We start from the raw sequence: 20,025 nt of genomic DNA on the forward strand, positions 1-20,025 counted from the left end.
TATATTTACAGATAAATTTATTAAGAAAACGAATACTTTAAATGGCTAAAAAGAAGGCTTTTGCATTACGAATAAATGAAGATATGATCAAAGCTATTGAAAAATGGGCTGCGGATGAATTCCGCAGCACTAATGGTCAAATCGAATGGATGCTTAATGAAAGTCTAAAAAAGGCAAAGCGTAGTCCGAAAAAAAGAAACACGGAGGAAAACGATTAAATATCTTTTACTTCTTTTGCGTCTTTTAGGGCTTTCTCTGCTGTAAGTCGTTTTTGATATCTCCCCTGCACCACATCTACAACGATTAAAATAAATAACACAAAATAGAACGTTGTTTTACTCATAGGTACAATCTCGTTTCCAAAGAGTTTTAAATGTGCTAGGTGGCCACCTTCGGTAACTAGCATAATTCCTACTATAAATAAGATAAAAAGCCCTAATACTTCATACATCCTATTCTTAGATAAGAATGTCGAAATTTTATCTGCCATTATTAACATTAGCAATCCACTAATAACAATGGCTATTGCCATAACAATAAATGCCGTTGTGCTATTTTCTATTTCGCTAGTAAGACCAATTGCCGCTAAGATAGAATCGAAAGAAAAAACCAAGTTCATAATTACAATACTGGTAATAACCGCATTTGCTGATTTGGTACTTTTACCAGATGCCATTTCGGCAACCGTAAGTCCAGATGTAGAAATCATGTGCCAAATTTCTTTAATTGCCGTATAAATAATAAACGCACCTCCAGCTAGCACTATGATACTATGTCCGTTAAATGCAAAATGCACAATATTTTCAATACCTCCTGTTAAAAAAGAAAAAGGGTCTTGAAAAAAATCGATGATAGATACTAATATAAATAATAAGACAATACGTAAAACTATAGCGATAAGTATTCCAACTTTTCTAACTCTTTTTTGTTCTGCTTCTGGTGCTTTTTTAGATTCTAAGGATATATATAAAAGGTTATCAAAGCCTAATACTGCTTGAAGCATGATTAGCATGAATAAAGTAAAAATAATTCCAGCCATTAGTTAAATGTTTTTAGAGTTTAATAAAGATAAAATAATGTAAAGCAAAATAATTAAAGGAATTGCTGCAAAATGCAACACCACCAAAAACACCAAGCTTAAAAGTAAAAAGATGTAACGCATTGCATTGTCTTTAAAACCGTAATTTTTAAATTTTAAAGCAAAGAGTTTTATGTTACTATTTAGTAAGTAACAGCTTAAAATCGTTACTATTAATAAAAACCACTTGTTTAATATAATAGCATTCATAGCGTCGCTATTTTGAAACTCTAATATAAGCGGTAAAGAAATAATAAGCAATGTATTTGCTGGCGTTGGTAAACCTTTAAAATAAGATTGTTGTTCAACATCTATATTAAATTTCGCCAATCTATAGGCAGAAGCCATGGTAATAAACAAACCTACTAATGCCAATGGAACGATCTTAAAGCTTTCCCATTGCATAAAAGAACTCCAAGAAGAAAATTGTATTCCCGGACCTTCACAAGCCAAAGAAAGTAGTTTGTACATGATTACACCTGGAACCAAACCACTAGTTACCATATCTGCAAGTGAATCTAATTGTACACCTAATTCGCTTTGTACATTTAGTTTTCTAGCGAAGAACCCGTCAAAGAAATCAAAGAATATTCCAAGAAACACGAATACTGCCGAAGCAACAAATAAATTATTTACTGCTAATAGAACGGCAATGCTTCCGCAGAATAAATTTAATAAGGTTATAAAATTCGGAATGAAGCTTTTTAGTTGCATAATTTGATATAAGTTGTAAAAATAGCAAACTATTTTCGTCTAAAACAAAAGTTACACAATTTATACGCTGTTTTTATTACAATTAAATGTTGTTTTATCTGTTCTAATTCCTAATAAAAACCAATCGAACCTACGGCTATACTTAGATATATAATAATTCGTATAGAAAAAACCACCTTTTTATTTAACATAATAATCAAAGTATAAAAGGTATTAAACAATATCTATTGCTTTTTCAAGTTTAATATGTTGAAAAATAATGGCATATTTGTAAAAAAAATTATCCTTGAAAAGACTACTAACTATATTACTTTTAACTTTTTGTGTGACTATTTCGGCACAAACAGTAAGAAAATATTCAAATGAATTTATGAATATTGGTGTCGATGCTGCTGCCTTAGGAATGAGCAACGCAGTAACTGCATACTCTCAGGATGTAAATTCGGGCTACTGGAATCCTGCTGGATTAGTAAATATTGAAGACAAACAATTAGCTTTAATGCACTCTAGTTACTTTGCAAACATTGCGAGTTATGATTATGCCGCATTTGCTATGCCATTAGACAATAATAGCGCCATTGGTGTTTCGTTAATTCGTTTTGCTGTAGATGACATTTTAAATACAACACAATTAATTGATGCTCAAGGAGATATTAATTATGATAGAATTAGCTCCTTCTCTACTGCAGATTATGGGGTAACTTTCTCCTATTCTAGAAAGCTTCCTATTCCGGGTTTTAATTATGGTATAAATGCAAAAGTAATCCGTCGTGTTATTGGTAAATTCGCCAATTCATGGGGATTTGGTTTAGATGCAGCGGTGCAGTTTGAATCGAAGAATGAATGGAAATTCGGACTTATGGCTAGAGACATAACAACCACTTTTAATTCTTGGGCTATTGATGAAGATGAGTTTGCCAAAGTACAAGATGCCGTAGAAGGACAAAATCAAGAGTTACCAGAAACAACAGAGCTTACCATACCTAAATTACAATTTGGTGTTGCTAAAAAATTCATATATCGTTATGATTTTTCTATCCTTGCAGAGGTAGATTTAAATATTAGATTTGAAGAAAATAATGACTTAATCTCCACGTCATTTGCAAGTATTACGCCTTCTGCTGGTTTTGAAGTTGGCTACTTAGACATGGTATACTTAAGAGGTGGTGTTGGTAATTTTCAAAATGAATTGCAATTAGATAATTCTGAAAAAACGAGCTTTCAACCAAGCATTGGAATTGGTTTTAAATACAATTGCATTCAGGTAGATTACGCTTTTACAGATATTGGAGACCAAAGTGTTGCCTTATACTCTAACGTGTTTTCTTTAAAAGTTGATTTTAGTTGTTTTAGATAGTTTTGTATATGAAAAAACTATATATAGTTTTATTCCTTTTCTCCTTTGTACTTACTCAAGCACAAAATGGATACGATAATACCGAAATAAGTATTTTAACTATTGGACCAGGAACATCCCTAAACGATGCTTTTGGACATAATGGTATTCGTGTTAAAACGCCGTATAGCGATGTGGTTTATGATTACGGAAGGTTTCCGTTTAACGACCCAAATTTTTACTTAAATTTTGCAAGAGGAAAACTGCTTTACTCACAAGGCTTTAGCAATACGTATGCGGTTATCGGTTTTTACAAAAGCCAAAACAGATCTATTAGAGAACAAGTTTTAGATTTAACTACCAAAGAAAAGCAAGACATGCATGCTTTTTTAGAAACCAACGCGCTACCACAAAACAGAGAGTATTTATACGACTTCTTTTATGATAATTGTGCAACAAAAATAAGAGATGTTGCAGAAGAAATAACCCATAACAATATTCATTTTAATGAAATTGAAACTTTAGAGGAAAGTACTTTTAGAGATTTAATACAACAAAATTTATATTGGAATTCTTGGGGAAGCCTTGGAATTGATATTGCACTAGGTTCTATAATTGATAGACCAGCAACGCAATATGAGTACATGTTTTTACCCAAATATATACATTCGTTTTTTGAAACGGCTACCTTAAAAAGCACGAACACAAGTTTAGTAAAGAAATCGAATACAATTTATAGTAAAACAGAAGAAAAGCAAGAAAAACACTTTTTTAGTAGTCCGATATTTGTTTTTGGGGTATTAGGGGTTTTCATACTTTTTATTACTTATACCGACAATAAAAAAGGCAAACGAAGTACATGGCTAGACTTTAGCATCTTTCTAATTACTGGAAGTATTGGTGTATTAATTTTATTATTATGGTTTGCAACAGATCATACTACAACTGCTAACAACTACAACTTATTATGGGCTTTCGCTCTAAACGTATTTGTAATAGCTCAAATATTAAAAGCACAACCAAAAGCCTGGTTTATTAAATACATGAAACTGCTAATTATACTCTTGTGTTTATTAGGATTTCATTGGATAACAGGCGTGCAAAGATTTGCTTTCGGACTTATTCCATTGCTACTAGCTTTAGCAATTAGATACGTCTATGTCGTGTATTATTTTACTAAAAGCAGGTAATTAACCGCTCATCATTTAAACTAAAGAGAGGTGTATTCCTTTTTTACAGAATTGGAGCGTCTGATTATAAAGCACAGCTATTTTAAAACTAGCCTTTTTGGAATTTCCTTTTTTTGGAATTTGGAATTTATTTTTTGAATCCCCTCCACTACTGCCCTCTAAAGAAGATCATAGTACTTAAGGTTTTAACAATAATATTAGCATCTAAAAAGAAACTTCTATGCTTAATATAATACAAGTCATACTGCAATTTTAATAAACTATCATCTACACTAGAACCATATCTAACTTTTACTTGCGCCCAACCTGTAAGTCCGGGTTTCACAATATGTCTTGTTTCGTAAAAGGGTATTACTTGAGACAACTCTTGTACAAAGTAAGGGCGTTCTGGTCTAGGACCAATTAAACTCATATCTCCTCTAAGTATATTAATAAATTGAGGTATTTCATCTAATCTAGATCTGCGTAAAAATTTACCAAACAGCGTTACTCTAGCATCGTTTTTAGTTGCCCAAACTGCGCCATTTTTTTCGGCATCTTTTATCATGGTTCGAAACTTAATGATCTCAAAAGTATTGCCATTTTTACCAACACGTTCTTGTAAATAAAACAAAGAACCTCTATTAGCTATTAAATTACCCAATAATATTAATGGCAAAATAACAACACCTAATACAATCCCAATAATAGAGAAAAACATATCAAAAAAACGATGAAAAAATTGATACAACTTATTTTGATTACTTCTACTAAAAGGAAAATACTTATAAAAATCCTTCCCAACAAATTGCACAGGAACACGATAGGTCATGTCTTCATACACTTGTGTATATTCTTTAATTGGAAAACCTCTTTCTAAAAGGGTTATTAAATCATGATAAATTTCTGGAGTAATGGTTTCCGAATTATAACTAGCTACAACTATCTCAGAGATGTTTTCTTTAGCAATAATTTCATATAACTGGTTTGGCTGATACTCTTTAATGCCTTTAATATTAATGGTTTCTGTGCTTTTTTCTTCACAATTAATAAACCCTAAAACTTTATAATTTGGATCAGCCCCTCTAAAGGCATCCATTATTGGTCGGATATTAGAAATTTCTCCTACTATTAGTGCCTTTTTATAAAATCTTGGTGAGGTTATAAAATTAATATAAGCCAGCCTCCAAATAATTAAAGCTACGTTTATTGCCAAATAGAAATAAAAAACCTGAATTCTGTTCTCTGGAAGAAAAGGCGTGAAATATGGAGTAAATAAATAAAACAGTACGGTAACAGAAGAGGTTAAAACAATATTAGCAAGTACCGATTCTGACTTACTTGCTTTTTGTAAATCGTATAATTCAAATACGGTTCCAAAAACAGAAATATACAACGCCAAGATTAAATTCCAAGACCAATTTTTACTAGTAATATAAAAATAATCAAATTCAAAAAAATGACCAATACCATATAGTGCAGCAAAAATAAACACTAAATCGAAAACACGAAGGAGTATTTTTCTTTCTGAAATATTGAAATGAATGTCTTTTTTCTTAGTCATATAGTTAGGGAAACCTTAAGGTAAAGATAATAAGTTAAGATAAAAATCCAAGCATTTACACAAGTAGTTTGAACCATTTCATTTTCACCATTTCCCAATCAAAAGTTTCTACTTTTTTTCTTGCATTATTAGCTATTATTTCAGCTTTCTTTGGTGCATCTACCAATCCTTTTATAGCAGAAACAAAATCCGCTATATTACCTTTTTCAACTAGTATACCTTCTTTACCATTTTCAATTAGAAAAGGCATTCCTCCAACATTTGTGGAAACCACAGGTAAACCTAATGCCATAGCTTCTATAACACTTACGGGCATATTATCAAAGTTCGTTGTATTTATAAAAACAGTATAGTTTTCAGACATAGATATCCATTCTTCTTTGGGTAACTTTCCTGTAAACGTAACGGCTACGTTTAAGGTTTTGGCTAATTGTTTCACTTCTTGCAAAGTACCATCACTATCTGGACCAACCATACAAAGCGTTGCAGGTATCCCTTCCTCTTTTAATCTTTTTACTATATCAATGGCTAAGCTTGGCTTGTATATTTTAGAAAAAGATCGCACCCAAAGTAGGTCTATGCTTACCAAGTTTCGTGCTTTAAACGGGTATTTTTCAATTTCGATGGTATTCGGAATAAATGCTATATTCTCATAGCCTTTCTTCTTAAAAGCTTCTAATAAATACAGGGAAGGTGAAATATTTTTATATGCATTTTTAAATATTAAATCAGATAAAAACGGACTACTTTCTAATCGAGAAGGTAAATTCCCTCCATGCAATATTGGAATGTATTTCAATTTTAAGGCCCTACAAATTTGACCAACTATTAGTGCATAATAAAAATTAGTAGTGCTATAGGTATCTATAAGTACAAAATCGACTTTTTTAGATAAGCTTACACAGGACTTTACCATATCTAGCAATCTCAAAACCTTATTCGTTTTTGAAGATGCGTAATACATTGTGTACCCTTCCTTTTCTAACAAATTTCCTAAAACTTGAATCGTAGATGTGTTAGACTTCTTGTTTTTTAAGTTGTTTCCTATGTATAGGATTTTTTTCATAAGTTACGTTTAATAGAGCCAAAGCATAAATAAAGGAAGGTGTTGCTAGTCGCATAGAAGAATGATTTACCGTAGCAAACCAAAAGCCTAAAAAAGCATAGAAAAAATAATTGTTTTTATTTCTAGATCGAAACTCTAAGGGTTTAAAAATCAATATCAATAATATAACAACACCAAACATACCATGTTCTGCTAACAGTCTACTAGTTTCACTATGCGAAGTAACTCCTTGTCCATCTTTTTCTATTCGAGCATCTTTAGCCCTACTAGAACCAATTCCGAAAAAAGGATTAGACATAAAACCATCTAACTCTTCTGCAAATAATTCTCCTCTCCCTGTGGTTATATCGTTTTTTTCTCGTCCTAAGTGATCTTCATTCGCATATCGCATATCAATATACCCATCGGTTTGGCTAGAACTAATAACCCAAGTTCCTATCATAGTAAATAAAAATACTAAAGTCATCATTACAATTTCACTTTTTCGCTTAACAGATACTTTTAAATAATACATCACCAAAAAAGCAAGAATAGCAATAATACCTGTAATAACACCTCCACGACTAAAGGTCACAATAGCACGAAAGGAAATCGCCGAAAACAACACAATATTTAAAGCTTTTAAAAAGATAGTCGGAGATTTTGTGAAAATTCGTACTGCCATAACAAACATTCCCAAACCTAAAATAGTAGCCACCTGATTTGCTCCCCACCCTCCAGAGCTATCTCGATTAGAACCAGTATTAGAAATCACATCCCGTACGCTAGGGTTATAAAAAAAGATATATATCGTATTGGTTATAATAGGCAAAACCATATACAAAAGTATTTTATGTACTTGGCCTATACTTACTTTTTTATCATAGCAAAAAAGGGCAGCAACCCCCAAACAAACCGGACCACTAAGTACAAAAGCGATATTCGTTCTAAAATTAGCATCAAAACTAAGCGTGGTAGAGGCTACAAAAATAGACGGCACTAAAAACATGAGATAAATAAAATAAGGGTAGCCTTTACCAGAAAGCCCTTTATAAAACATACCTATAACCATAAATACAATCACCAAATACTTTGCCGCTTCATAAGAAAAAGCCCCTTTGGTAGTTCTAAAAAACACCTCTGCTCCAACAAAATAAGCACATGCTTTTAATACTTCAAAAGTCTTTAAATGATCTGGCGAAAGAATAACACGGTAAAGAAAATAGAACAATGCACATAAAAAATACACCTTCGCTAAACTTTCATTCAAATAGATAAGTATTCCAAGAAGAATATGGAATCCAACAACTGTTATATAGGTAATATTAGTCTTCAAAAAAGTTTAATTAATTACTAAATTATATAAAAAGTAAAAATAAGATAACAAAACCACAATGAAACAATCGGTAATGAAATATTAAGCATAGGTACTTAGGAATATATTTTTTTATAATCATCTATAGGAAATCGATAGTGATAGCTTTTCCCTAAAAGAAACACCATAAAGTGTATTATAAAAACAGGAATATGTGGTCTGAATAGACCTAAAAAGGCATCGTAGGTTTTATTGGAATAATTACAAATTAAAAATGGTGTAGTATCGGGATCTAAATAATTTTTTAAAACATTAGCATGATCCACTTCTTTATCTATTGCAAAGCTTTTAAATGTTACTTCCTTTTTGGTTCGCACCCTCTGGTAAAGTTCTAATACCGATAATGGTACAGATGCTTCATCATAAAAAATGAGACTTCCATATACATCAACAAGCACCCATTTATTCAATTCTTTAATAAAAACCTCATTAAAGGAATGTCCGCCATACTCTTTATTAAAAGGCGCTCTTGTGTTCCCCCATTCCCTAACTTTAAGATTATTAATCACACAAAAGTTATTAAAAATCTGTGCCATATCACTACAAACTCCACCTTTTCCGGCAAGCATAATTTTTAAAGCTGCATCAGAAGGTTCACTCAATCCTGGGCCGCCTTTAATATTATTTTGCAACCAAATACTCAACTGTTTAACCATGTCAAGATCTGAAGTGGACTTACCTTCTTTAAAAATAGTAGTATTAACTTCTTTAAAGTTGTTAGGTATGTCTTTTTCTGAATTACTTTGATTATAAGAGCAACTAGCAATATCTGGAATACTAGAGTTTCTGGAAAGCAACCTAAAGCGCGTTATATATAGAAAATGGTGTCGTTTAAAGAACCATGACACTTTTTTTAAAATCATTCAGATAAATTAATTGGATAGCTTTGCGATAAATGTAAAATTTTTTTTTTGTTAGACCTAATGTTTTGCAAATTAACAAGCATTAATAAACTAAAAATGAGGCAATCAATTATTATAATAGTTCTTTAGTGATTCTACTATTATAGTACGAATAGGTAAATTTGTTTTGTGATGCCCCTTGGGCTTGACCCATTGTATTAAAAAACATCGTATTTAAATATAACAGTTTTCTATAAGCAACCACAAGACTATCTACAGAAATAGCATCTAATAAAAACCCATTCACATCAGATTGCACATATTGTCCAATAGATGAAACATTAGAAACTATAGGCAAGCAGCCATAATTCATAGCTTCTGCTATTACTTTTGGAAAACCTTCGGATGCAGATGGCAGCACAATGGCATGGGATGTTTTATATATGTTATGAACATCATCACGTGACAAAAAACCATGAAATTGAAAGGGTAAACCACTATTTTTAGTACTATCTATATATTTTTGCTTTGCTTTTCCGTCACCAACAATATGAATCGTACTAATACGACGCTTTTCTATTTCCGATAGCATTTTAAAAGCTTCAATGAATACGCCTACTCCTTTTTCTTCTTCTAATCTTCCAACAAAACAAAAATGAAGAGACGAAGTATCAAACACTTTATTCGTAATTATGCTTTGTCCTAGCGCTACCTCAGCATCTGTTAAGCATGGATTTTCAAAAGTAAGACATTGTTTTGGTTGGTCTGGCCATATACCATTTATGGTTACTTTTCTATTTTGCTTTTTTAATAACCAACGTTGCATACGATATGCTAATGGCGCATCTTCTTGTTTCCAGTTTCCTGCATATTTAAACCATCCTTTATTCGCACTAAAAAGCAGTAAATACGGAATAACAAAAACACCAATTCCTGTTGGTGCTCGAAATTGAAAATAATCGGTTTGGTGGATTGCTTTTTTAATAGTAGCAACTATTTTAGGAGCTTGAAAAAGGATCGCTAATTTGTCTTTCATTTTTGTTCCTCCAACAGCTGGTAATGCAACAAATGTTATTTTATTGGAAGTATATGGCAATGCACTTGATGGTGCCGGAATTTCATGCAGCATGGCAACATGAATTACGCGGTCAAAAACAGCTATTAAATGGTTTATTTCTGTAACCGTAGAACCCAAGCCAACAATAGTTCCATCTGGCTTTTTATAATGTTCTGTATGCGAAATAATCGTTAATGTTCTCATGATAGTAAAGCAATATAACGTTTAATAATTGTGGCCCAATCATGTTCTTTGGCCCATTTTTTTGCTTCTATAGTAAACGTTTCTTTAGATTGTAATATACTTCCTATTCCTTTCTTAAATGCTTCCGTATTTTCGGCATCTATTAAAACACCGGAAACATTAGGTTTAATAGCGTCTTCAATACCACAATTTAAAGATCCTATAGCTGGAATACCTAAAGCATTTGCTTCTAAAATAGCAATGCCAAAACCTTCTACATCTCCTGTTTCACTTTCGGCACTCAGCATTACAAACACATCGGTTTGCAAAAGAGTTTGTTTTAACATAGCATCGGTAACGCTGCCATGAAAGGTAATATGTTTCGCTACCCCTAAACTTTTAGCTTTTTCAAGAAAAACAGCTGCTTCTGTAGGAATACCAACACAATGATAATGCAGTTCTGGAAATTGTTTTAATAGTTCTGGGATTTGTTGAATCACTTGTAGTTGTCCTTTTCTACTACTAACTCTACCAACTGTTGTTAATACAGGATTACCTTTAACTATAATTTCAGGTAGATTTTCTGTTCCCCAATTTTCAAGCTGAATACCGTTTGGGATAACCACAACCTCTTTATTTAAATGAGACATGAAGCTTTTTGTGTACTTAGAGACAGCAACAATAGTATCCATTTTTTTTAAAGCCATATCTATAGACTTTCGTAATAGAACAGATTTAAAATTAACCTCACTACCATGCACTACGGCCAACGTTTTTCTTGGTTTAAATAGATTAATAAATGCCACATTCCAAAGTGAAAATTTACCAGTTGCTATAACATGTGAAGCATTAGAAAAAATTTTATTGGTCGCCACGATGCGTTTTAAATACATTTTAAACCGTTGTTTGTATCGTTGTATTCTAACTACGGTAAAAGGTAAGGCTTCATCAAATACAGCTTCCTCTTCTCCTGTTAAGGAGCGTTGGTCTGCAATAACCTGCACACTATAGTTTGCTGCACACAAAGACAAAGCTAAATGATACGCATGATTTCCTATGCCACCAGGTTGTGGTGGAAACTCAGAAGTAACTATTAGTATGTGTTTATTTTTCAATGGTATATGGTATTCTTCATTATTAATGTGTTGTTGTTGTTGTTGTTGGCATTGGCACTTGGCAATCTGCTAATATAAAACTTATAATAAAAAACATCCCTTAGAGCGACACGCGCTAATTTCAAAGCAAAATGTATTTTATTTTTCATGAAACCTCCAGAGGAAATCAAATACGGAAGGGTTTTTACAACTCCCTGCTAAACTTGTTCTCGATAAAAAATTGTAAAAAAAACAATTTCACTCGAACTGACAGAGGTTTACTTTATTCCTTTTCCCTAATCACAAAACTCCTTCCCTTCTTTTTAGGGAAGGTGGATTTGATTTCCATAAAGAAATCAAAGACGGAAGGTTTTTTTACAACTCCCTACTAAACTTGTTCTCGATAAAAAATTGTAAAAAAAACAATTTCACTCGAACTGACAGAGGTTTACTTTATGCCTTTTCCCTAATCACAAAACTCCTTCCCTTCTTTTTAGGGAAGGTGGATTTGATTTCCATAAAGAAATCAAAGACGGAAGGGTTTTTACAACTCCGTGTTAAACTTGTTCTCGATAAAAAATTGTAGAAAAAACAATTTCACTCGAACTGACAGAGGTTTACTTTATGTCTTTTCCTTAATCACAAAGCTCCTTCCCTTCTTTTAAGGGAAGGTGGATTTGATTTCCATAAAGAAATCAAAGACGGAAGAGTTTTTTACAACTCCTTGCTAAACTTGTTCTCGATAAAAAATTGTAGAAAAAACAATTTCACTCGAACTGACATAGGTTTACTTTTTACCTTTATCCCTTATGCCTTTTCCCTCTTCTCTCTTCTACTTTTTCACTTTTCACTTTCCACTTTTCAACTTACAACTTTGCAATCAAATTCCCTTCTTTTAGTTTTTTACTTGCTAAACGCCAAGATTTAAAAACCTGATAAAACACGATAGGTAAAATAAATATAGTCAGTAAAACACCTAATACTAATAAGGGTTTGTTTTTTTTGAATTGGTATGGAAATATAGACAAAGGCACCATACGTAGCATTGCTAAACGGGAAGCTTTATTCCCAAAATAACTTCTAAAAAAGTATAATACACTTGGTATTGGTCTTGGTGCAAAAAAGTTAGATGGTCTAAAAGCGTCCCAACTTCCCATTTCACGTAAACCTCCAGTTCCAGCTTTTACATCTATACAAGATGCTATTGGGTTCGATACACTTTTTATATCTTCTAAATAAAGACGCATACCAAATTCACCATCTCCCATGCGTTGTTTTTCAAATTGTCTATCAAACAATCCTACCGTTTCAAAAACACTTTTATAAAGCATGGCATTTCCTGTAGCAAATTGCGAAGCTATGGCAAAAAAGGATCTATCTTTTGGGATTTGTTTTCCTTCCGGATAAAAAACACCTGCAGATACCTCAGCCTTAAAAAAATCCAAACACTTTAAGTGACTAGAAATCCAATTAGGAGCTATACGCACATCATCTTCAGATAATGCAATAAAAGTTCCTTTTGCATTCTTAATGGCGTTATTTCTTGCTAACCAAAGCGCTTTCTCTTCTTGTCTAACTAGGTTAATATCCAGTGCATAATCGGTATAGAAATCCGGATGAAAAGGTTCCGATTGATCCACAACAATAACTTCAAAATTAGAGTAGTCTTGCTGCTCCAGATCTTTTAGCACCTCTTTTAAATAAGCATAACGATTTAGCGTAGGGATGACCACACTTACCTTTTGATTTTCTTTTATTAATGCCGATTCAAAAGTTTCCCAATCGCTATAAACAATAGGATTACTTCCTATAGAAACACGTTGTACCTGTCGCGTTTTTAACCAAGCTGTAATTTCTTTAAAAGGATTTTTGAAAGAAAACAAACGTAATACTAAAACATAAAAAACCCATGCTTTATTAAAATACTTACGTATAAAATGATAGTTATCATGTACAGACAGTTTTTCAAAAGTGGTATACGTTGGGGCTGACCCTATATATCCTTTTTGTACTGCTTGCCAAGACAAGTCATAATCTTGCGCTATAGCAGATGGATACGTTTGGTCTAGGGTTAACTGAGATAAAACGGATTCCGGTAAACTTTTTACAATGGGAAAAACAGAGGTATTCGCTTTTGTAAATAGTTGGAAATAATGGGTTGGTTGTAAATATTTTAAAAAGTAAAATAGCATATAAAGGAATAAAAGCAGTTTAATCTATAGTCTTTGGATGTATAATAATATTTTTTATCGATTGGTAAATTACTTCTTTCTTAAAAGTTTTCGCATATAAATCTCTAAAATAATTAGTTGTTAAACCTTTATGATCCACATACACTTGTAAGCGGGGTATTAAATCTGCAACAGCATTAGGATTAAAGGTTATGGAATTTAATAAAAACTGTTCTTTATCAATAAAATCTAAAGCTCCAAATTTGGAAGACACAATAACAGGAGTACCTAAAGCTATAGCCTCGATAAACACTAAGCCAAATGCTTCGTGATAACTAGGTAATACCACAACATCCATACTTTTATAAAAGGCAACCATTTCTATAGTAGATAAGTTTCCTAAAAACACTACTTGTTTATTTAGTTCTAGTTGCTCTACTAAAGCTTCTAATTCTTGCTTATAAGCGCCATTACCCGCAATATATAATTCCACTTTTCTATCACTCTTTAACGCACGTATTGCTTTTATAACTGTTTGATGATTTTTATCGGACACCAATCGTCCCGGACAGCCAATTTTAAAAGCCTTTGTTTTGTTTAAAGTATGTAACGTTTTAGCACAAGCTTTATAATCACCTATATTAGTCCAAAACGGAACACGTCTAGTACGATTTCTTGGCACTTTGTAAACGGTATGCATTTCTTCTTGTAATCCTTTAGAATTTGCTAATACTAAGCTTGCCATATTTAAATACATGGTCTTATTCCGGACTTTAATAAAACTAGGTTTGGTATGCCCATAAGCGGTATGAAACCATGCTATATTATATTTCACACCTAATAATCGCCCTGCTAAAACAGCAGGATTAATATAGCTGAAGTTGGAAATAATAACATCTGGCTTTTCCTTTTTTATGAATTTATATATTTTAAAATATGTATTAAAATACCCTTCCTTTTTATCCCCATAAATAGAAACACCATTTTGAACAAAATAATCTTTTTGATGCTTTAAATAAAAATTAACCACTTCAAAACCGTCTTGATGCATTTTTTCAGAAAGTTCCTGAAAAAAATTAGAAAGCAAGCCTTGGTTATAGGTATAAAGTATTAAAATTTTCAATTTACGTTTCTTTAATTTTTGAAATAGTATTAATGGTGCAAGTAAACACACCTATAGCTTTATTTTTTTTCTTTTATTTGAATACTTTCCAGAAAGCTTTTAAAAATTATATCTTTATTAAAATTATCCTGGTATAGTTGTTTAAAATAGGTTTTTGGTAATCCTTTTTTCTCTAAGTAGGGACCTAATTTTTCTTGAAGTTCTTTTGCAGACTTAGGATCAAAAGTAATTTCAGAAAGCAGTTTATTTTCATCTTTTATAAAAGACAACGCTCCAAATTGCGAAGATACAATAACAGGAGTACCTAAAGAGATCGCTTCTATTAATACTAGACCAAATGCTTCGTGTAAACTAGGTAAAATAATAACATCTTGAGATTTGTAAAAATGCAGCATATTGTTAGCAGATAAATGCTGCAAAAAAGTAACCTCGTTGGTTAGTCCTAATGCTTCTACTTGTTTTTTTAAATCAGGAAGAGTTTCTCCTACGCCAGCAAAGTACAAGTGAAACGCATAATTAGAAGTCGCTTTTAATTTAGAAAGCGCTTCAACAATTACTTTTTGATTTTTGTCTATTGTTATTCTTCCTGGGCAACCAATCTTGACTACATTTTTGTTTGTTGTAAATTTAATTTCAGAGCGTTGCATTTCTTGTTCCGAAATAGTACTCCAAAAAGGAATGGCTTGTATTTTATTTTCAGATACGGCATACAACGCATGAAGCTCTTTTTTGGTTAAATAAGAGTTCGCAATAACGACATCTGCTAATTTTAGAAACTGTTTTTTTATAAAAACTTTCCTCTTACTAGATTTTATTTGCTCGTTTAAGGAATGAAACCAAACCATGTTTTTTTTAACACCAAATAGCTTACCAAATAAAAGTGCAGGATTTACATAGCTAAAATTGGACAGAATAACGTCTGGCTTTTCCTTTTTGATTATGTTATATACGTTAAGATAATTGGTTTTATAGCCTTTCTTTTTTTTAACAATAACTTTTACGCCGTCTATAAATTGCTCGCTAACGGATGCTTTCCATGAAAAACTAACCACTTCATGTCCTTCTTGAACTAACTTCACTAATAATTCATGAAAAAAACTAGAAAGATACCCTTTGTTATAGGTATGAAATAGGAGGATTTTCAAGAGATTTGTTTTTTTATTTGCTTTTATAATTTCGTTTCACAGAAGACAAGACTCTTTATAATTATCGCTAAAACCTTTTTAATTTAAAAAGTTATAATCTTATATTCTTTTTTAGATTTAAAAACCTAATTGGCATTAACAAATTTTTTAATCAATTTTAAACCAATTAAATTTTTGTGAATTTCAACATTATTTGTTGCTTATCAGAATTCTTTTTAGTGCTATGCCCTAATGAGAGTAAATCTCCCATAACCTCCAATTCTAAACCATTTTTAACTGCTAAATTATTATAAAACTCTTGACTACGAAAAACAACTGGAAATTCCACCCATTGTCCATCTTCAAAATCTGCTATATTAGCATTTGCATAAAAAACCCCTCCTGCCACTAAGGATTTAGAGACAAATTGAAAACAGCTTTCCGCAATTTTATCTTCTAAATGAATTAAAACTGAAAAAGCGAACATAACATTAAATTCTGCTTCAATTTCTAAGTCTGAAAAGTGAGTAAATGAAATTAAATTAGGTTGTTTATTCTCAAGCTTAGCATCTTTAACCTCTTTTCTTCCTTCATTTAAAACTTCTGCTCTTACATCTATACCATAATAATTACTGCTATCTAGATATTGAATCAATGGAATACCACCTCTAAGCGTTCCGCAACCTATATCCATCAACTTATCTGTTTTTTGCAGTCCTTGATCTAAAAGAAAATTAAACTGAAATTCTCGAGTATATTTCCACACATTCGGCGCACCAACAAGAGCATGCCTCACTTCTTGTTTAGATTTCACAATTTTTTTTACAGCTTTTCTAACTCCTAAAAATGATTTTTTAAACATATTTTATTTTTAAAATAATTATTATTTTGATATTGGATTTCAAAACCTTTTTATTCCTTATTTCACTTATACCCAATAGCAATTAAATGCGCTGTTTCCTCAGCGGTATCTGCTACTCCCTTAGATTGTAATCTATTGATAATATTAGAAAAAACAGACTGCAGCGTTTGTATTGGTTTTTTTAAACTATAACTCTTTAAACCTTGCACTCTGTACTTCCCTGTTTTTACACCATAATGCACATCTACTTTATCAAAATATTTCTCCAATAGCGTTTGCAATTCTAGTCGTGTATAATGCCTAACGTGATCTGGATTTTTATTAGGCCCTTCGTTTTTTATATAATCGCCATTAGGGGTTGTAAAATATGCCCAACCTCCCGAAGCTATTACTTTAGCTATGTTTTTTATGAAGATATCATCTGCTTCCACATGTTCTATAACTTCAATACAAACAACGGCATCATAAGAAGCATCTGGCAGTGTAGATTTTGTCATATCTTGAATAACAACATCTTTTATATTACTACGCTTTTTTTGAATATTGTTAAGAATTTCATTAGTAAAGCCCAAATTAAGCGCTTCTCGCGTTCCTTCTTCTTGAGGTACATCTAGTAAAGTAACTGCTGCAGGCAAATTAATGGTATACGGTGATTTACGTCCGCCAACATCTAAAATATTTAGCCTATCGCTACTAATTTTATGTCCTTTTATCAATCTTTTTATGTCATTGCGAACGGTTACTAAATGTGTGGTCATTATAGGAAAAGTGAACCAACGCAGGAATTCATATTGTGTCATAGTTACGTATAGATAGTATCTTTTAATTTTATAGTAGTACAATAATAGATATTATGAATTAAAAAACGGTATTGTTTACGTAAAAGCTATACAACAAAACAAAAAAGGAGGCTTTAACTTCTTAATTTTCACTATAAAAATGAACAAATGCTTCTTGCTGTTTTAGTAAACCAAACTCTTTATGTACTCTAGCAATAGCATTTTCTCTTATTTTTTGTTTTTCTGCTTCCGATAATTTTAATATTGCTTCTATTCTATTTGCTAAAAGTACTGGATTTCGTTTTGGTACCACCCAACCTGTTTTGCCATTTAAGACATTTTCTGCTAGGCCTTCCGCATTAGAAACCACGCATAACAAACCTAAGGATTGCGCTTCTAAAACGGCATTACAAAATCCTTCTTGAATACTGTATTGCACATATATACTAGCGGCTTCTACGTGTTTCTTTACTTCTGTTTGCGGTAATTTACCTGTAAACGTAATATTATCTTTAAGCCCCAATTGATGCGCAGCAAAAACAAGGCGTTCTTTTTCACTTCCATCGCCTATAATTGTATAATGAAATGCAATTCCCAATTGTTTTAAAAGCGCTAAAGCTTCTAAAGTATACACCAATCCTTTTTTCCAATGCAATCGTGCAACAGTTACAAGTTCTACTCTGTTTTTCGTTTCAACAATGGTATTTGCGGTAAAAAAGGATAGATCTATTGCTGGAGTAATCACTTCTATTGTATTGGAAGGGATTTTATAACGAAATAACTCCTGTTTCATTTCTTGCGATAACACATGATATTTAACCGTTTTGGTAAACAGCACATCATAACAACCAGGATGTTTTAATGGCGACAAATACAAATCATACCCTCTAAAACTAACAGCCATTTTTGCACACATGGCTGCTGCAACATTTTCTCTTTTCACTGCTAACATACCAAACCCAAAATGCAACCAATCTACATCCTCTTTAAGAAAAAACTGATTAAGGATCACTTGTTTCGTGTTTTCTTGAAAAGAAACACCATCCCTCTTGTTTAGTGTATATAAAGTATAACTCCTTTTGGGATGCATAAAAAAAGATTTTAGTAAAGCTAAAAAACTATACCAAATCCTTTTAAATATATTTTTATTAAAAGCATTAGAAGCAACAACTTTACAGCCAAAAGTGCCATCGGACACCTCTAAATAATCCACAAATAATATAACACGAAAACCATTATCCTGTAAGCCCTTAATTTTATTTCTAAAAAAGGTCTCCGAATATCTGGGCACTGTAGATAAAACAATACCAATAGTTGGTCTTACTGTTTTATGCTTGGTCATGGTATATGCTTTGGTATAATGTTAACATTTGATCTACCATTTGGTTTTCACTATGCTGTTTTTTAATAGTGTGTAATGCTTTTTTACGTATTGCTTCTTTTGCTACTTCTGTTATGGCTACTATTTCTGATATTTTTGTTGCTATGGCTTCCGAGTCGCGTATAGGCACAATAAATCCATTAACGCCATCGCTAATAACCTCATCCATACCTCCACAATTAGTAGTTAACACTAAGGTTTTGTTTTGCATGGCCTCTAAAACTACATTTGCAATACCTTCTTCTACACTTGGTAACAACAGTAAATCGGCATGCTGCATGAGTGCTTGCACTTTGGCATAAGGTAAATTATCTATCAAGCGTACTTCATTTTCTAGGTGAAGATCATGTACTTGGTAAGCAAATTCAATATCGTTCGTACCACCAACAATCGTATAGTGAAATTTATGTCCTTGTGCTTTTAATATATTACAAGCATCTAATGCGTAGGTATAGCCTTTTTTCCAATGCGCTCTTCCTACAGAAATTATTTGAAAAATTTCATTGTGTTTTGCTACTGTCTTTTTTTCCTCTTCAAATGGTAAACCACTATACACCACATGAATCTTTTCTTTTGCTGCACCATATTTCTCCGCTTCTAAACCTATTGCTTTAGATACCGCATGAAAACCATCTACTTTTGAAAAATATGCCCTATACATTGCCGCTAATTTTTCATCCGCAATAGGAGAATAATTGATGTGTGCGCCTCGCAGACTAAGCACTAGTTTCATTCCAAATTCTTGCACCCAAATCCAATCTGCTAAACCTTTTGCCCATTGCACATGAAAAACATCTGGTTTATGCCATAACACAGGATAGCTTTTTACCTTGGCAAGTAGTACGTTTTCAGATTGTCCTTTTAAAATACGATCTAGTTTTCGTTTTTCTTTATGCTTAAAGCAGAATAATAAAAAACTATATTTTAGATAATGTAAAGCCTTCCGTAATCTCGTGTTTTGATACCCAAAAACAGAAACCGAATCCGGATACTTTGTTTTCTTTTTAACAAAACCAAACAAATAGATACTATTCCCGGTATTTGATAATCCCTGTATTAACCTTTCTATAAAAGTAGTACTTGGTATATCTCCAGAATAAATAGCTATTTTTAATTGGTCTTTCATTA

General features: G+C 32.1%; 18 protein-coding genes. 3 read left to right on the forward strand and 15 right to left on the reverse strand.

All coding sequences use genetic code 11. The features are described 5' to 3' along the window. Positions 1-41 precede the first annotated feature (41 nt). Positions 42-218, forward strand: a complete 177-nt coding sequence (locus FG167_RS00520) for an Arc family DNA binding domain-containing protein (RefSeq protein ID WP_203459549.1) — start codon at positions 42-44, stop codon at positions 216-218. On the opposite strand, the gene FG167_RS00525 is transcribed toward FG167_RS00520, so the two are convergent. Next, positions 215-1,039: a TerC family protein gene (locus FG167_RS00525; RefSeq protein WP_203459550.1), complete on the reverse strand. Its 825-nt coding sequence runs from the start codon at positions 1,037-1,039 to the stop codon at positions 215-217. The two genes, FG167_RS00520 and FG167_RS00525, sit on opposite strands and share 4 nt — an antisense overlap. Positions 1,040-1,042: 3 nt before the next feature. Then, complete coding sequence (locus tag FG167_RS00530; protein ID WP_203459551.1) at positions 1,043-1,792, reverse strand: phosphatidylcholine/phosphatidylserine synthase; 750 nt, start codon at positions 1,790-1,792, stop codon at positions 1,043-1,045. 286 nt (positions 1,793-2,078) lie between these two features. On the opposite strand from FG167_RS00530, the gene FG167_RS00535 reads away from it, so the two are divergent. Next, positions 2,079-3,149, forward strand: coding sequence for a PorV/PorQ family protein (locus FG167_RS00535; protein WP_239004423.1), 1,071 nt, complete (start codon positions 2,079-2,081; stop codon positions 3,147-3,149). Between the two features lie 8 nt (positions 3,150-3,157). Beyond that, positions 3,158-4,318 (forward strand): DUF4105 domain-containing protein, encoded by a 1,161-nt coding sequence (locus tag FG167_RS00540; RefSeq protein ID WP_203459552.1) that lies wholly within the window; start codon positions 3,158-3,160, stop codon positions 4,316-4,318. A gap of 148 nt (positions 4,319-4,466) precedes the next feature. Here FG167_RS00540 and FG167_RS00545 read toward each other — a convergent pair whose 3' ends face one another. From FG167_RS00545 to FG167_RS00605, 13 genes are all read right to left on the reverse strand, one after another. Continuing rightward, positions 4,467-5,861, reverse strand: a complete 1,395-nt coding sequence (locus FG167_RS00545; protein ID WP_203459553.1) for an exopolysaccharide biosynthesis polyprenyl glycosylphosphotransferase — start codon at positions 5,859-5,861, stop codon at positions 4,467-4,469. A 55-nt stretch (positions 5,862-5,916) separates the two neighbouring features. Next, the gene (locus FG167_RS00550; RefSeq protein WP_203459554.1) at positions 5,917-6,927 is read right to left on the reverse strand and encodes a glycosyltransferase family 4 protein; all 1,011 of its coding nucleotides are present in this window, start codon (positions 6,925-6,927) and stop codon (positions 5,917-5,919) included. Then, positions 6,878-8,242: an O-antigen ligase gene (locus FG167_RS00555; RefSeq protein ID WP_203459555.1), complete on the reverse strand. Its 1,365-nt coding sequence runs from the start codon at positions 8,240-8,242 to the stop codon at positions 6,878-6,880. Before FG167_RS00555 ends, FG167_RS00550 begins: the two co-directional genes overlap by 50 nt. 95 nt (positions 8,243-8,337) lie before the next feature. After that, a complete protein-coding gene (locus FG167_RS00560) occupies positions 8,338-9,078 on the reverse strand; it encodes a transglutaminase domain-containing protein (RefSeq protein WP_203459556.1) in 741 nt (246 codons plus the stop codon). A 178-nt stretch (positions 9,079-9,256) separates the two neighbouring features. After that, the gene (locus FG167_RS00565; RefSeq protein ID WP_203459557.1) at positions 9,257-10,384 is read right to left on the reverse strand and encodes a glycosyltransferase; all 1,128 of its coding nucleotides are present in this window, start codon (positions 10,382-10,384) and stop codon (positions 9,257-9,259) included. After that, a complete protein-coding gene (locus FG167_RS00570; RefSeq protein ID WP_203459558.1) occupies positions 10,381-11,478 on the reverse strand; it encodes a glycosyltransferase family 4 protein in 1,098 nt (365 codons plus the stop codon). Before FG167_RS00570 ends, FG167_RS00565 begins: the two co-directional genes overlap by 4 nt. 845 nt (positions 11,479-12,323) lie before the next feature. Then, complete coding sequence (locus tag FG167_RS00575) at positions 12,324-13,649, reverse strand: glycosyltransferase family 2 protein (RefSeq protein ID WP_203459559.1); 1,326 nt, start codon at positions 13,647-13,649, stop codon at positions 12,324-12,326. A gap of 19 nt (positions 13,650-13,668) precedes the next feature. Beyond that, a complete protein-coding gene (locus tag FG167_RS00580) occupies positions 13,669-14,751 on the reverse strand; it encodes a glycosyltransferase family 4 protein (protein ID WP_203459560.1) in 1,083 nt (360 codons plus the stop codon). Positions 14,752-14,810: 59 nt separating this feature from the next. After that, positions 14,811-15,896 carry a glycosyltransferase family 4 protein gene (locus tag FG167_RS00585; RefSeq protein WP_203459561.1) on the reverse strand — a complete coding sequence of 362 codons (1,086 nt, stop codon included), beginning with the start codon at positions 15,894-15,896 and terminating at the stop codon, positions 14,811-14,813. 166 nt (positions 15,897-16,062) lie between these two features. Next, positions 16,063-16,737, reverse strand: coding sequence for a class I SAM-dependent methyltransferase (locus FG167_RS00590; RefSeq protein WP_203459562.1), 675 nt, complete (start codon positions 16,735-16,737; stop codon positions 16,063-16,065). A 62-nt stretch (positions 16,738-16,799) separates the two neighbouring features. Next, the gene (locus FG167_RS00595; RefSeq protein ID WP_203459563.1) at positions 16,800-17,537 is read right to left on the reverse strand and encodes a class I SAM-dependent methyltransferase; all 738 of its coding nucleotides are present in this window, start codon (positions 17,535-17,537) and stop codon (positions 16,800-16,802) included. Between the two features lie 121 nt (positions 17,538-17,658). After that, entirely contained in the window at positions 17,659-18,858 is a 1,200-nt protein-coding gene (locus tag FG167_RS00600) for a glycosyltransferase family 4 protein (protein ID WP_203459564.1), read from the reverse strand. Further along, entirely contained in the window at positions 18,845-20,023 is a 1,179-nt protein-coding gene (locus FG167_RS00605) for a glycosyltransferase family 4 protein (protein WP_203459565.1), read from the reverse strand. Before FG167_RS00605 ends, FG167_RS00600 begins: the two co-directional genes overlap by 14 nt. Positions 20,024-20,025 lie beyond the last annotated feature (2 nt).

This window comes from Lacinutrix sp. WUR7 (genome assembly GCF_016864015.1).
Classification (GTDB): Bacteria; Bacteroidota; Bacteroidia; order Flavobacteriales; family Flavobacteriaceae; genus Oceanihabitans.

Bases quoted from the DNA above. Each gene is read 5' to 3' on its own strand.
- FG167_RS00520 (WP_203459549.1), top strand. From the start codon at position 42: ATGGCTAAAAAGAAGGCTTTTGCATTACGAATAAATGAAGATATGATC.
- FG167_RS00525 (WP_203459550.1), bottom strand. From the start codon at position 1,039: ATGGCTGGAATTATTTTTACTTTATTCATGCTAATCATGCTTCAAGCA.
- FG167_RS00530 (WP_203459551.1), bottom strand. From the start codon at position 1,792: ATGCAACTAAAAAGCTTCATTCCGAATTTTATAACCTTATTAAATTTA.
- FG167_RS00540 (WP_203459552.1), top strand. From the start codon at position 3,158: ATGAAAAAACTATATATAGTTTTATTCCTTTTCTCCTTTGTACTTACT.
- FG167_RS00545 (WP_203459553.1), bottom strand. From the start codon at position 5,861: ATGACTAAGAAAAAAGACATTCATTTCAATATTTCAGAAAGAAAAATA.
- FG167_RS00550 (WP_203459554.1), bottom strand. From the start codon at position 6,927: ATGAAAAAAATCCTATACATAGGAAACAACTTAAAAAACAAGAAGTCT.
- FG167_RS00565 (WP_203459557.1), bottom strand. From the start codon at position 10,384: ATGAGAACATTAACGATTATTTCGCATACAGAACATTATAAAAAGCCA.
- FG167_RS00575 (WP_203459559.1), bottom strand. From the start codon at position 13,649: ATGCTATTTTACTTTTTAAAATATTTACAACCAACCCATTATTTCCAA.
- FG167_RS00590 (WP_203459562.1), bottom strand. From the start codon at position 16,737: ATGTTTAAAAAATCATTTTTAGGAGTTAGAAAAGCTGTAAAAAAAATT.
- FG167_RS00595 (WP_203459563.1), bottom strand. From the start codon at position 17,537: ATGACACAATATGAATTCCTGCGTTGGTTCACTTTTCCTATAATGACC.
- FG167_RS00600 (WP_203459564.1), bottom strand. From the start codon at position 18,858: ATGACCAAGCATAAAACAGTAAGACCAACTATTGGTATTGTTTTATCT.
- FG167_RS00605 (WP_203459565.1), bottom strand. From the start codon at position 20,023: ATGAAAGACCAATTAAAAATAGCTATTTATTCTGGAGATATACCAAGT.